Source organism: Thalassospira alkalitolerans, from assembly GCF_002115745.1.
In the GTDB taxonomy this organism is placed as follows: domain Bacteria; phylum Pseudomonadota; class Alphaproteobacteria; order Rhodospirillales; family Thalassospiraceae; genus Thalassospira; species Thalassospira alkalitolerans.
This window is the reverse complement of the sequence record NZ_JFKB01000003.1, coordinates 66114-80202: the sequence shown is the minus strand read 5'-3', so window position 1 is coordinate 80202 and position 14089 is coordinate 66114. Positions and strand designations below refer to the sequence as shown.

The following is a 14089-nucleotide window of genomic DNA, read 5'->3' as shown; positions in this document are numbered from 1 at the left end:
CGGCATACTGCCCGAAACTGACGTTGCGACTTCGGCCCTGTGATACGGCACCACCGGATCACAAGGAGCCCGAACAAAGCCCGGCCCCTAAAGCTGCGAAAACTCAAGCCCGATACGCAGCGCAAGCACACTGGCCGGTTCAAACCGCATCGGCACCCCGCCGATCTTGCCGCCATGCCACTGTGCCTTGGTCAAAACAAACGCCCCAAGCGGCAAGGCATGACTGGTGCGGAAATTAACCAAAGACCGAATTTCCTTGGGCTTGCGAATGCCCTCATCACGCCACAGGCAATGATAGGCAAAAAGCGGTGTGCCGCTGCGCCGATCCAAAAAGACAAATGGCACCTCGTAATGGCCCCACCGCGCATAATAAAGGCTTTCCAGCCCGACGCTTGAGGTCAGAAACTGTGTCTGGATCGCGGTTTCGGCCAATCGGGTGATGGTCGCACTATCGGTTGCCCTACCACCGATCAATCCGGCCCGCAAACCGGGATGGATCAGATGGACCTTGAACGCCACCGCACGCTGGAACGGCTTGGCATCCTGATCCACCCGTTCAAGCCTGCGCACCAACCAGGCGCTTTCAAGATATTCAAGATAACGGCGCAGCGTATTCTTGGCGATATCAAGCTCGCGCGCCAGCGTTTCAATCGAAAATTCTGCACCGGTGTTATAGGCCAAAAGCACAAACAAACGATGCAAATCCGACGGGCTGGAAATACCATGCAGGCCCGGCAAATCCGAATGCAGCGACCGATGAATTGCCCCGGCCTCGCCATCGCGGTCATGAAAACCGCCTTCATGGATATAGGCTTCGAACAGCTCATTCAGTTCGATCAAACCATCGGGAATATCAGTCGTATATCGTCCGACATTGGGGGTTTGCGGCAAGACATCCGTTGGTGCAATACCGCGCTGTTCAAGATATTCGGCAAAGCTGAACGGTGGTAAAAACAGGCTTTGGATATGATCATTGTCATCAGAACCGGGGGCGAGCGCACTGACCGCCACCACGCGCAACATCGGGTCCGCGACCAGCAATTTCGCCAATCGCCCTTCCCAGTCACGCTGATAGGAAACTTCATCAATAAACAGCCAAAGCGGATGATCCGCTGAAATTCCACGCATAGACCGTAAAAGTTTCGGCAAACGCGGCAAATCAACTTCTAAAAACAGCGGATGTTCAAGCGAGATATAGCAAACATGGCGACGCGGCGTATTCGCATTAAGTAATTCCGCCACCGCCTGACGCAACATTACGGTTTTGCCAACCCCGCGCGGCCCGGTCAGAACCACGGCCTTTTGCCCGTCATTCTTTTCAACCGCGGCCCAGAACCGCTTGAAAAAAGCACGCTGCGGCAGGTCATGCACCCGATCGTCGGTCACCCCGTCCCACCACGGATTATCCAACATCAACCGATGCAAAAAATCCTGTTCGCCCGGATGCTCAATCATGGTCGCCATATCACCCCGCCCCAATTTCCGGCTGTCCGCCGCCGATCAGCCGCAAGGCTAACCGGAAAAACCTTTAAATTAGGTATAGTGATAGACGCTATTTACAAGGTTTTCAGTAAATAGTTACATGCCAAAAGAAAACCGGACTTCACGGTAAACCATGAAATCCGGTCAGGAGCATGACACTCGGTATCACTGCGGGGAGCAGGGGGGATTGATACCGGTGTCATCGCAGCGTTTGTTACGCCTTATCGTTGGGGGAGGATGAAGTGTCGTCCTCTTTGCCGTCGGCATCTTTTTTGCCGCTGGCATCGTCTTTTTTCATTTTCTCAAGCTCGGACGCGACCCGGTAATCACCAGAAGCAACATAGCCTTCCATTGATCCGGTGCGGCGCTCAAGATCATCAAATTTATCGCGAAGCTCTTCCATCCATGGCTCTTCGAAATCAACCCCCATGGTGGGACGTTCTTCGGTGGCGTCCGATTTCGTCGCCGATGCCGTGTATGACCCCGGGCGGCCCGTGCCGCGCAATTTGGCCCGCAGACCATCAAACCAATCGGGATGATGGACATAAGCCCATGCAATGCCAAACAGCATCAATCCGACAGGGAAACTGAAAATCAGGATCAGGATAAAGGCAATCAGCACCCCCTTGCGGGGAATGCCAAATGCTTCGGCAATGCCGCGTGTGGTGCGACGGATCACGCCGTCGCATTTCTCGCCATTCTGATCACGACGCCGCGAACGGCATCCGCCCTGACGGTGTTTCTTGTGACCGCGCTGATAGCCTCCGTCGGCAGCAGCTTGTTGTGCAGTCATATCCTGTTCCTCCATTCGGCAACCTCGGCATCCAACAGGCGTTCAAGTGTTTCGACACGGTTTTCAAGACGTTTGGCCCGGTTGGTCAGCATGACGACGACTTCCTTTTCGCGCGCCACCTGTTCCGGACTTGTCTTTTGCTGCTCGGATTTCATACGTTTCCAAACTGTTATGTAGTGGAACACAACCCATACTGGCCCGACAACGGCAACAAACACAATTAACGGTACAGCAATCGCCCACATAACAGCCTACTCAACCCTTATTGCAACTCATCGCATCGAAACACGCAAATCGCTGATTATTTGTCTTTCTTGACCCGCGACTTAAGCTCTTTAAGATCGTCTTCGATCCCAAGTTCGGCTTCAAGGTCTTCGAACTGCTCATCAAGGCTCTGGCCACGGCCAAGGTCCCAGGAATCTGCACCGGCTTCAAGTTCGTCAATCCGACGCTCCATCTGCTCATACCGCAAAAGCGCCTCATCAATCTGACCGGAATGCAGCTTTTCACGCATCTTGACACGCTTTTCAGCCGTCTGCATGCGGATTTCCACAGTACGTTGCTTGCCTTTGGCCTCGTTCAGCTTGCTCTGAAGCTTGTTCAGATCGTCATCGAATTTACCAAGGGTTTCCTCGATCACTTCAAGCTCGCGCTCAAACACAAGGCTTTGATCGGCCAAACGACGGCGCGCGATCAGCGCCCCCTTGGCAAGATCATCACGGCCTTTGGCAATGGCAAACTCTGCTTTGCTTTCCCATTCAAGCTGACCATCGTGCAGCTTCTTAAGCTTGCGCTCGACTTCTTTCTTGTCGGCAATTGCCTTCACTGCAGCGGACCGGACCTCGACCAGGGTATCTTCCATTTCCTGAATCATCAGGCGGACCATTTTTTCCGGGTCTTCGGCACGATCCAGAAGCGAATTGATATTGGCATTAACGATATCAGACAAACGCGAAAACACGCCCATTGTCAGATCTCCTTAAGAATATGAGGGGACGTAAAAATTCTAATCCCATCTTTGCAGGCCCCGTGCCAGTTTTGACTTTTATGTAAAATCAAATACTTAGCAGAAACCCGCTTTCTTTGAGTGATATTTATCGCGACATTAATATCGTTTTTCGATAACGTTTTTCGCGAAATGGACAGTTTACAACCGATATTGGGCGAAGACCCCGTTTTTCTGGCCGCGCTTGAACATGTGTCGCGTCTGGCGCCGATTGAACGACCGTGCCTGGTGATTGGCGAACGCGGATCGGGCAAGGAACTGATTGCCTCGCGCTTGCATTACCTGTCACGCCGCTGGGGTGGCCCGCTGGTTAAGGTCAATTGCGCGGCATTGACCGAAAGCCTGCTCGATACCGAATTGTTCGGCCACGAAGCCGGTGCCTTTACCGGGGCGGCCAAACGCCATGTCGGGCGGTTCGAACGCGCGCATGGTGGCACCATCATCCTTGATGAAATCGCCACCGCCAGCCCGATGGTGCAGGAAAAGCTTCTGCGCGTGGTTGAATATGGTGAAATTGAACGCGTCGGCGGGTCTGACGTGATCGAGGTCGATACCCGCGTTATTGGCGTGACAAATGAAAACCTGCGCGAACGAGCCCATCAGGGGACGTTTCGTGCCGATCTTCTGGATCGACTGGCCTTTGACGTCATCGCCGTCCCCCCGCTTCGCAACCGCCCGGATGATATCCTGCCATTGGCCGAACAATTTGCACTGGAAATGACCAAACGCCTGTCGCGTTCGGTCTTTGCCGGCTTCACCGCCAACGCCACTCGCCAACTCATGACCCATTCATGGCCCGGCAATGTCCGTGAATTGCGCAACGCGGTTGAACGCAGCCTCTATCTGTCCGAAGACGACCAAGCCCCGCTGGCCCATATCGTGCTTGATCCGTTTGAAGGTATCTGGTCTGAGACCGACAACGGCACAATCACCCAAGCCAACCCGGTTGAAACACCCGAACCAGACAGCACCATCGACTTCAAATCACAAATCGCCAATTTCGAAATCAAACTGCTGCAACAGGCCCTTCGCACCAACGCCAACAACCAGACCGAAGCCGCCAAAACACTTGGCCTGAACTATCACCAGTTCCGCAGATTGCTTGAGAAACACGGGCTTTCAGTCCGCCGCTAGGTTTGCAACCTTTGATATCCTGACAATTTATGACGAGCGCCAATTTTCTTAGTGCCATGATCTACCCTGATGTATACATTTGGTGAAACTCAATAATCCAATCAAGTCATTAGGATACATGTCAGTGTTATCACATTTACGGACACAGAAACCCTACAGATTAAGACACCGGCCCGCTGTGGCCGCCACCCTGCTGGCACTTGGTCTTGCCGGATTGAGCAATTCAGCAACCGCGGAGGAATGGCTACTCACCCCATACCTGCGTGCTGACCTTGGCTATTCCATGACCATTGACGATCGAGACGATTTTTTCGACAGCGCTGAGCGCGACTCAGTTGAATTGACAAGTTATAAAGGGCAGCGTTACCAGATCGGTGCCGGACTGAATCTTACGGACTATCTGCGGACCGACATAACGGTATCGTATGGTGCCCGACTATCCGCAGCAGATGACTATCGCGATGTGGACGGCACTCCAAACAAGCCAGCCAATAAGCTAAATAGCGGCGCTTTCGAGACGTCCAACTGGTCGACGATGATGAACGTTTATGTCGATCCGTTGAGCATTGCCGGTGTTGATGTCGGCGCCTTTTCCCCCTATTTGCAAGGCGGCATTGGTTGGGCGCGGAACAAAACGGAAAAGCTTTTCTTTCCAGATAGTACTTTCATTCGCGGCGATACGCATAACGACCTTGCCTGGCAGATTGGCGCAGGCGTAGGATACGCGATATCCGATCATTGGAAGCTGGATCTGTCCTACCGCTACCTTGACATGGGAGAAGTGCGCGGCGGTGACACGTATATCAATGGCGCGACCGCGACCAAAGTTGAAGCGACCCAGTTCGACCTGCGGGCACATGAAATCATGATCGGCCTGCAATACCAGTTCTGAAACCGCCATACGGCAACATCCTGAAATCACCTGATCTATGCAGATACCCCGGACCACGATATTCTCGTGATCCGGGGTCTTTTGCTTTGGCATATTCGCAAACCTTCGAAAGCCGCGTTTTATCTTGCCCGTAGTCAAGCAAGTCGCCCGCCAAACATATGCCTTCCCGGGCTTCAGGATTGAACGCTATGTATCAGCCAAGAACACTGAACTATCGCAAAAGCGATCCGGTGATGCGCTGGAACCTGCCGGACCGGGTATTCTTTGCCTGTGGCGCTTGCCATATCCTCGCCCACGCCTTTATCAAGAAATATGACGCGACTGGCGATTTTACTGCACTTTGGCTTCACCCGAAAAATGGCCATCCGGGCAATCACATTGTCGTCGCTCATGATGACTGGGTGTTTGATTATCATGGCTACAGCAAGCGCACAGAATTCATCCGCCATTGCATGCACCGCGCCCGGCAGCACTGGCCCGATTGGGATGTCGAAATCAAAGCAATTCCACAAGACGCTTTGATTTCCGAACAGAAATCTCGACAGATTGAAGGATTATGGCTTCGCGAACCCAAACAGTTCCTGCATGACGCTTTGCCGCGCGCAGAGCGCTTCCTCGATCGCTTTGCGCTGTCCAAAATACACTTTCGGCTTGCCCCGCAAGAACAGCGAGGAACGCATCACCAGATCACCAGCGACACGCATGCCCGTCAATCGGCCAACGCCCGTGCAATCACCATCCGTTGAATATCAGAAGTGCCTTCGTAAATCTGACAAACCCGGACATCGCGATAGATACGCTCAACCGGGAAATCCTTGAGGTATCCATAGCCGCCATGGATTTGAATGGCGGCAGAGCAGACCTCTTCGGCCATTTCGGATGCATATAGTTTCGCCATGCAGGCCTCGGTCAGGCACGGTTTACCATCATCACGAAGCGCCGCCGCACGATGCACCAGCAAACGTGCGGCATCAATCTTGGTCGCCATATCGGCAAGGCGAAAGGCCACCGCCTGATGATCAATGATCTTTTTGCCAAAGGTTTCGCGTTCGTTGGCGTAATCGCGTGCGGCTTCAAATGCGGCACGCGCCATACCGACCGATTGCGATGCAATACCAATCCGCCCGCCTTCCAAATTGGCCAGCGCGATTTTATATCCCTGCCCTTCGGCACCCAGCATATTTTCCACCGGAACCCGGCATTCAACAAAGGTGATCTGGCAGGTATCCGAGGCATTCTGCCCCAGCTTTTCTTCAATCCGTGACACCACATAGCCCGGTGTATCGGTTGGCACGATAAAAGCCGAAATGCCGCGTTTCCCGGCCTTTGGGTCGGTCACGGCAAAGACGATGGCAATATCGCCCTCGCTGCCGGATGTGATGAATTGCTTGGCACCGTTGATGATCCAATGATCGCCATCACGCACCGCACGGGTGCGAAGCGCACTGGCGTCCGATCCGGCCTGTGGTTCGGTCAGGCAAAACGCACCGATCTTTTCGCCGCGCGCCATCGGCACAAGGTATTTTTGCTTTTGATCTTCGGTGCCAAATTTAAGGATCGGCATGCAACCGACCGAATTATGCACCGACATGATGGTTGACGTCGCCCCGTCACCAGCCGCGATTTCTTCAAGTGCCAAGGCATAGGCAACATGATCCATGCCCGCCCCGCCATATTCATCGGGCACCAGCATACCAAGGAAGCCCAACTCGCCCAGCCCGGCTATCGCCTCGGCCGGGAAAGTATGATGGGTATCCCATTTTGCGGCATGGGGTTTCAATTCATTCTCGGCAAACTCGCGCGCGGTATCGCGTACCATTTCCTGATGATCTTCAAGCCGCATGGCCGTGAAACTCCCCTTTCCGGGCAAGCGTCACGGCCATGCAATCCTTGCAAAGGCCTGTTTACTCGCCCTGTTCAAACGTGTCTTTGGCACTGTTAAAACGCCAAAGAATGCCTTCCTTCATGCCGTACCACCACCCATGCAGGGTAAGGTCACCGGCTTCGACCCGTTCCCGAACAAACGGAAAGGTCATCAAATTATTCAAAGAATTCCGCACCGAATGGCGCGAAACCTTTTCAACATCCGGCCCATGTTCAACACAGGAACGTGCCATGCTCATCCACGAGCCGATAAAGTCACGATCGGGAACCTTGCCGGTCTCGGCATGTTCAACAAGGGCCGAAATCCCGCCACAACATTCGTGACCTAAAACAACGATATCGCGCACTTTAAGATCGCAAACCGCAAATTCAATTGCCGCCGATGTGCCATGATAATTTTCATCCGGCTCATAGGGCGGCACCAGATTGGCGACGTTGCGGACAACAAACATTTCACCGGGTTCAGCATTGGTCAAAATGGCCGGATCAACACGAGAATCAGAACAGGCAATCAACAGCACCTCGGGCTTTTGGCCCATATCCACAAGGTCTTTGACCCGTTCGGGACGCTGTTCGTAATAGATCGCCTTAAAGCTCTTGAAACCGGCCAACATCCGGTCGACAGTCGGCTTTCCCATTGCGCGAAATCCCCTTGGTTATCTCTGACGACAAAATAGGGGGATTTCACGCAATATGGTAGCCCCTGAATGGAACTTTAAAACAAGCACTCGATCCCGGTCACAAAAGCTCAACAGCAACCGCTGTTGCCTCGCCGCCGCCAATACAAAGCGACGCTACCCCCTTGGAACCACCATGGGTTTTAAGCGCATGGATCAATGTCACCAAAAGGCGCGCCCCCGTCGCCCCGATCGGATGACCCAGCGCACAGGCCCCGCCATGAACATTGACCTTGCCGTGATCCAGCTCAAGATCACGCATCGCGGCCATGGCTACAACGGCAAAGGCCTCGTTGATTTCCCAAAGATCGACATCGTCCTTGGTCCAGCCCGCCTTGGCCAAAACCTTGCGGCTGGCATCAATCGGCGCAGTCGTAAACCAGCACGGTTCCTGGGCATGGGTCGCATGACCAACGATCTTGGCAATTGGTTTAAGCCCGCGCTTGATAGCTTCGGATTGTTTCATCATCACCAAGGCCGCCGCCCCATCCGAGATCGAGGCAGAATGTGCTGCCGTTACCGTGCCATCCTTGCGAAAGGCCGGGCGCAGGGTCGGGATTTTTTCCGGTTTGGCTTTTGGTGGCTGTTCGTCGGCGGAAATCGTCACATCTCCCTTGCGGGTAGTGAAGGATACCGGGGTGATTTCCCCGTCAAAATGGCCCGCCGTTGCGGCATTCTGGGCGCGTTTCAACGACGTAATCGCATAATCATCCTGCGCTTCACGGGTAAAGCCATATTTATCAGCCGTTTCCTCGGCAAAGGTCCCCATTGAACGACCTTTTTCATAGGCATCTTCCAGCCCGTCAAGCGCCATATGGTCATAAACCTCGGTATGGCCATACCGCTGTCCGCTACGCATTTTCGGCAACAGGAATGGCGCATTGGTCATGCTTTCCATACCACCCACCAGCATGATATTTGCACTGCCCGCCATCAGGATATCATGAGCCAGCATCACCGCTTTCATGCCCGATCCGCACATCTTGTTGATTGTGGTCGCACCGGCCGCACGCGGAATACCGGCATTCCATGCCGCCTGACGTGCCGGGGCCTGCCCCTGCCCGGCGGGCAGGACATTGCCCATGATGACTTCATCAATGTCATCGGCCGAAACGCCGCTGCGCTCAAGGGCGGCCTTCATCGCGATACCGCCCAGTTCCGGCGCGGTCACGGTGGCAAAATCGCCCTGCAGCCCGCCCATCGGGGTGCGCGCGCAAGAAACAATAACAATCGGGTCTGAGTTGCTCATAACTATGGTCCTGTTTTCGAATAGAGGGGGATCAGGCGGTTTCGCCGAAAAGTTCGCGGCCGATCAACATGCGACGGATTTCGCTGGTACCGGCACCGATTTCATAAAGCTTGGCGTCGCGCAACAAACGGCCGGTGGGATATTCGTTGATATAACCATTGCCACCCAGCGTCTGAATGGCTTCAAGCGCCATCCATGTGGCTTTTTCCGCGGCATAAAGGATCACACCAGCGGCATCCTTGCGCGATGTTTCCCCGCGGTCACACGCCTTGGCAACCTCGTAAACATAGGCGCGGCACGCATTCATCGTGGTGTACATATCGGCAATCTTGCCCTGCATAAGCTGGAACTCGCCAATTGCTTGGCCGAACTGTTTGCGCTCATGGATATAGGGCACAACCACATCCATACAGGCCCGCATGATGCCGGTCGGTCCGGCGGCCAGAACGGCCCGTTCGTAATCAAGGCCGCTCATTAAAACGCGCACCCCGCCATGCAACTGGCCCAGAATATTTTCCTCGGGGACTTCGCAATCCTGAAACACCAATTCGCAGGTATTCGATCCGCGCATGCCCAGTTTATCCAGCTTCTGTGCGGTCGAAAATCCCTTGAAACCCTTTTCAATGATAAATGCCGTAATCCCTTTTGCCCCGGCATTGAGATCGGTTTTGGCATAAACCACCAGCGTATTGGCATCCGGGCCATTGGTGATCCACATTTTGTTGCCGTTCAGGATGAAACGGTCACCTTTTTTCTCGGCGCGCAATTTCATCGACACCACGTCCGACCCGGCCCCTGGCTCGCTCATCGCCAGCGCGCCGATATGTTCGCCGCTCATCAGTTTCGGCAGGTATCTTGCCTTTTGTTCGGCAGTACCATTGCGCTTAAGCTGATTGACGCAAAGATTGGAATGCGCGCCATAAGACAGCGCAACCGATGCCGAGGCCCGGCTGATTTCTTCCATCGCGATCACATGTTCAAGATAACCAAGCCCGGTGCCGCCGTCTTCTTCGGAAACGGTCATGCCCAATAGGCCAAGATCACCGAACTTGCGCCACAGATCGTTGGGGAATTCGTTCTTTTGATCAATCTCGGCCGCGCGCGGTGCGATTTCGGCCTCGGCAAAGGATGAAACGGTTTCGCGGATCGCTTCCGCGGTCTCGCCAAGATCAAATTTCAATCCGGGAAATTCGACAAATGCCATGATGACTATCCTGCCCTGAAGGTTGGTTTCGATTATTGACTAAAAGTGAATTATTCGCCGGATTACGCAGCGTTGCTTAATAATTCCGGCGGCAGATTCATGACCTTAAGCGTCTGAAGCGAGGTGGCGCACAACACAGGTTCGCCGTCCCTTGATCCGAAAACATCAATGCGCGTGACAATAATCGATCGTCCGCGCGACACAACTTCGCCAACTGCGCGCAACCCATCCCCCAGACCGGGGGCGACGATGTTTAATTTGTATTCGATGGTCAACATGCCCTGATCTTCGGCCACAAGGCTCCAACCGGCAAAACCGCCGGCGATATCGGCCAGGCCGGCGATCAGGCCGCCATGGAAATAGCCATTATGCTGAACCAAATCGGCGCGTGACGGCACGACAATTTCCACCCGCCCCGGCATCACATCGGTGACTTCGGCCCCGATGGACAGATTATAGGGTTGCTGAGCAAACCGGTACCGGACTTCGGCAACGTAATTTGGGTTTTGGGGCTCGAACGGGGCCATGTCGCGATCCTGCCTTGACTGCTGGTACCCATGAAATGCGCAGGGATGGATACCGGAATATGACGTGGCTCTGTTGTAGTTAACGTTTACGTTAACGTCAAATTAAATCCGCATCATCATACCGATTTATAATCCGCCCTTTGGCCAAGGCCCGCCCCAAACAGCAATGGCGCGTCAAAGACGCGCCATTGCCACATAAAATCACCGACGTCCGATTGCTCAGACCCGATACCCCAGCATTTCTGGCAACCATGTCACCAGTTGGGGGAAAACAATTACCAATGTCATCGCAATCGCCATGGAAAAGACCAGATACAAGGTCCAGGGAATTGTGCGTTCCAGCGGAATACCGGCAATCCGCGACGTTACCATCAGGTTCACCGCAACAGGCGGCGTGAATTGTCCGATGGCAATATTCATTGCCATGACAACGCCAAACCAGACCGGGCTCCAGTTAAAGGCCGACATTACCGGCATCAAAAGTGGCAAGGTAATCAGATAGATCGAAACCCCATCCAAAACCATCCCGGCCAGCAAAAGAAAGACCATGATCAGCGCAAGCACCACGTGCTCGTTTTCAGACAGACCAAGTAGCGCCTTTGCTGCCATATCAAAAGTACCAAGCGTCGCCCCTGCCCAGGCAAAAATGCCTGCCAACGTCATAATCAACATGATCACGCCAGACGTCACGGCAGAATCAACAAACAACTGATACAAATCGCGCAACCGCATGCTGCGATAGACAAAAAGACCAATCAAAAGACCATAGGTCACGGTAACAACGGCGGCTTCTGTCGGGGTAAACAACCCGGTCCGCAAGCCCCCCAGAATAATCACAGGCGCCAGCAATGCGGGAACAGCACGCACAAACGTCGGCCAAATCGGCAATCTTTTGCCGACTTCGGCGATCCCGAAATTGTGCCGACGCGATAAAAGCAAAGCGGGAATAATAATGGCCACACCGGCCAGAATGCCCGGAATAATCCCGCCCGCAAACAAGGCCCGAAGGTCTGTACCCGGCACAATCAGGGAATAGACAATTAACGCCACCGAGGGCGGTATCAAAATAGCCGTCGATGCACCGGCCGCGATCACACTTGCCGAGAATTCACGGGGATATCCAGATCGCATCATTGACGGGATCATCACCATCGCCACAGCAGCAGCATCCGCCGGGCCCGATCCAGACATTCCGCCCATCATCATGCAAACAAGCACCGCCACAACGGCCAAACCGCCCCGCCGCGGGCCAACAATTGCACTGGCAAAATCGACAAGACTTTTGGCGACCCCCGACCGTTCGAAAATCATACCGGTCAGGATGAACAGCGGAATCGCAATCAGCGGGTATTTGGCGATCCCGTTATAGGTATTGGTCCCGACGGTTGCCAACGCATAGACATCAAGACCGAAATAAATCCCGACCACCCCGGCAAAACCAAGGGCGACGGCAATCGGCGTTCCAATAATCAGCAAAACAACAAACACAGCAAGCAAGGCAAAACTGGCCGTTATCATGACCGTTCACCATCTTTCGCTGATGATTTTCCAGCACGGGCCAAAAGCCACCCCCGTCCAAGAACCCGTACGAGTATCAGCACAGCAAGCATCGGCAACCAGATCGAATAGATCCAGCTGGGATAACCAAGCCCGGCGGATATTTCATCGTATTTATATTCGTCGAGGGTGAACAGGAACCCATAATAAACGACCATCGAAAACAGCAGTGTTGTGATCGCCAATGTGATCATCTCGGCCAACACACGTACCGGTCGTGAGAACCGTTCAAGGAAAAAGGTAATCCGGATATGTTCATTCCGCGCAAAGGCAATGGACGCCCCCAAAAGGGTCATAACCACCAACAGAAAAACAGAAAATTCCTCGGTAAAGGCAAAGGACACATCGGTCATATACCTGACCACCACATTGGCAAGACTGATCAGGCAAATCAGCGCCAAAGCCAGGGCTGCCAAGGCTTCCTCAACTTTAATGCTCTTACCCGGCGCACCGGCATCGAATACTTTCCCCGGACCATCTTCACCGGATGGTTCGGCTGAAAAATCAATCGGAATTCCGTCTCGATCCGCCAAGGTCGGACCCTTTCAAACAATCAGGTATTATCAAAAAAGGAAAAAGGCGCCACACACGGCCAAACGAAGGTGGCAATGAATGGCGCCCTGCTATTACTGGGGACGATCAGCAATCGATTTTTCGGCCATATCAACCAGATCGTTACCGACCCGATCCTTCCATTTGCCATAGACCTCGCGGGTCGCATCAACAAATTTCTGGCGCTGTTCGTCTGTCAGTTCGGTGAATTTCGCACCGCGTGCTTCCAAAGCCTTGATCAAGGATTGATCATCTGCCGTCGTTCCCTTGCGGGCCAGCTCAATGCCATAGGCACCGGCATCAACAGCGGCCTGTTTGACGATCTTTTGATCTTCCGGGGTAAAGTTTTCCCAAACCCGTTCATTGGACGCAAAGATCAGCGGGTCTGCAACATAGTGCCACTGGGTCACATAAGTCTGACCCGCGGTTTCAATTTTTGCCACATCGTAAACAGTTAACGGATTTTCCTGTCCGTCAACCGCCCCCGTCGTCAGTGCCGGTTTGGCGTCCGCCCAACTCATTTGGGTTGGATTGGCACCAAGCGCGGTAAAGGTATCATTATACAACGGGGACCCAACGACACGCATTTTCAAACCTTTAAGGTCTGCGGGCTCGGTAATGGCATGCTTGGAGTTCGTCACTTCGCGGAAGCCATTTTCTGACCAGCCAAGCGGGACGATCCCCTGACGTTCGATTGCTTCAAAAATCTTTGCGCCGACCGGCCCCTGGGTCAGGGCATCCATCGCAGCATAATCGGGCATCAGGAACGGCAAGGAAAACAGGTTCAGTTCCTTGACCTGCGGGGACCAGTTGATCGTCGACCCAACAGCCATATCAATAATACCCTGGCGCATTGCCGTGAATTCCTTGGTCTGGTCACCGGCAACCAGTTGCGCATTCGGATACACTTTCAGATTAATGCGACCGTCCGTGCGCGCGGCGACAAGTTCCGCCCATTTTTCAGCAGCTTCACCCCATGGGAAAGGCGTCCCAAGAACCGTCGAAACCTTGTATTCGGCTTTATAATCGCTGGCATAGGCCGTCACAGATAGCGACATCACCGCGCCAAAGCCCAGCGCAGACAGCACTTTTGCAAGTTTCATGATTTTCGTTCTCCCGAAACATCTTGTTT

The 14089-nt window shown here is 53.7% G+C and carries 15 protein-coding genes; 3 read left to right on the top strand and 12 right to left on the bottom strand.

Features of this window, described 5'->3' with window-relative positions; all coding sequences use genetic code 11:
- Positions 1–87 precede the first annotated feature (87 nt).
- The 4 genes from TALK_RS05475 to pspA all read right to left on the bottom strand — a co-directional run bounded on the left by TALK_RS05475 (position 88) and on the right by pspA (position 3242).
- A complete protein-coding gene (locus TALK_RS05475; RefSeq protein ID WP_085616707.1) occupies positions 88–1464 on the bottom strand; it encodes an ATP-binding protein in 1377 nt (458 codons plus the stop codon).
- 232 nt (positions 1465–1696) lie between these two features.
- The gene (locus TALK_RS05470) at positions 1697–2275 is read right to left on the bottom strand and encodes a PspC domain-containing protein (RefSeq protein WP_085616705.1); all 579 of its coding nucleotides are present in this window, start codon (positions 2273–2275) and stop codon (positions 1697–1699) included.
- Entirely contained in the window at positions 2272–2520 is a 249-nt protein-coding gene (gene pspB / locus TALK_RS05465; RefSeq protein ID WP_085616703.1) for an envelope stress response membrane protein PspB, read from the bottom strand. Before pspB ends, TALK_RS05470 begins: the two co-directional genes overlap by 4 nt.
- A 56-nt stretch (positions 2521–2576) precedes the next feature.
- On the bottom strand, positions 2577–3242 hold the full coding sequence (pspA, locus tag TALK_RS05460; RefSeq protein WP_085616701.1) for a phage shock protein PspA: 666 nt from the start codon (positions 3240–3242) through the stop codon (positions 2577–2579).
- Between the two features lie 171 nt (positions 3243–3413).
- On the opposite strand from pspA, the gene pspF reads away from it, so the two are divergent.
- The 3 genes from pspF (at position 3414) to TALK_RS05445 (ending at position 6053) form a co-directional block, all read left to right on the top strand.
- Positions 3414–4415 (top strand): phage shock protein operon transcriptional activator, encoded by a 1002-nt coding sequence (gene pspF / locus TALK_RS05455; protein ID WP_085617107.1) that lies wholly within the window; start codon positions 3414–3416, stop codon positions 4413–4415.
- A 178-nt stretch (positions 4416–4593) separates the two neighbouring features.
- Complete coding sequence (locus TALK_RS05450) at positions 4594–5307, top strand: outer membrane protein (RefSeq protein ID WP_169714954.1); 714 nt, start codon at positions 4594–4596, stop codon at positions 5305–5307.
- A gap of 188 nt (positions 5308–5495) precedes the next feature.
- Entirely contained in the window at positions 5496–6053 is a 558-nt protein-coding gene (locus TALK_RS05445; RefSeq protein WP_211274774.1) for a hypothetical protein, read from the top strand.
- Here TALK_RS05445 and TALK_RS05440 read toward each other — a convergent pair.
- The 8 genes from TALK_RS05440 to TALK_RS05405 form a co-directional block, all read right to left on the bottom strand.
- Positions 6017–7150: an acyl-CoA dehydrogenase gene (locus TALK_RS05440; RefSeq protein ID WP_085616697.1), complete on the bottom strand. Its 1134-nt coding sequence runs from the start codon at positions 7148–7150 to the stop codon at positions 6017–6019. The genes TALK_RS05445 and TALK_RS05440 overlap by 37 nt on opposite strands.
- Before the next feature lie 61 nt (positions 7151–7211).
- Positions 7212–7829 (bottom strand): carbonic anhydrase, encoded by a 618-nt coding sequence (locus TALK_RS05435; protein ID WP_085616695.1) that lies wholly within the window; start codon positions 7827–7829, stop codon positions 7212–7214.
- Between the two features lie 100 nt (positions 7830–7929).
- Positions 7930–9117, bottom strand: a complete 1188-nt coding sequence (locus TALK_RS05430; RefSeq protein WP_085616694.1) for an acetyl-CoA C-acyltransferase — start codon at positions 9115–9117, stop codon at positions 7930–7932.
- 31 nt (positions 9118–9148) lie between these two features.
- A complete protein-coding gene (locus tag TALK_RS05425; protein ID WP_085616692.1) occupies positions 9149–10321 on the bottom strand; it encodes an isovaleryl-CoA dehydrogenase in 1173 nt (390 codons plus the stop codon).
- 62 nt (positions 10322–10383) lie between these two features.
- Positions 10384–10848 carry a PaaI family thioesterase gene (locus tag TALK_RS05420; protein ID WP_085616690.1) on the bottom strand — a complete coding sequence of 155 codons (465 nt, stop codon included), beginning with the start codon at positions 10846–10848 and terminating at the stop codon, positions 10384–10386.
- A gap of 219 nt (positions 10849–11067) precedes the next feature.
- Positions 11068–12366 (bottom strand): TRAP transporter large permease, encoded by a 1299-nt coding sequence (locus TALK_RS05415; protein ID WP_085616688.1) that lies wholly within the window; start codon positions 12364–12366, stop codon positions 11068–11070.
- Complete coding sequence (locus TALK_RS05410; RefSeq protein ID WP_245829695.1) at positions 12363–12938, bottom strand: TRAP transporter small permease; 576 nt, start codon at positions 12936–12938, stop codon at positions 12363–12365. The genes TALK_RS05415 and TALK_RS05410 overlap by 4 nt, the downstream gene beginning before the upstream one ends.
- Positions 12939–13031: 93 nt before the next feature.
- Positions 13032–14060, bottom strand: coding sequence for a DctP family TRAP transporter solute-binding subunit (locus TALK_RS05405; RefSeq protein ID WP_085616686.1), 1029 nt, complete (start codon positions 14058–14060; stop codon positions 13032–13034).
- Positions 14061–14089 lie beyond the last annotated feature (29 nt).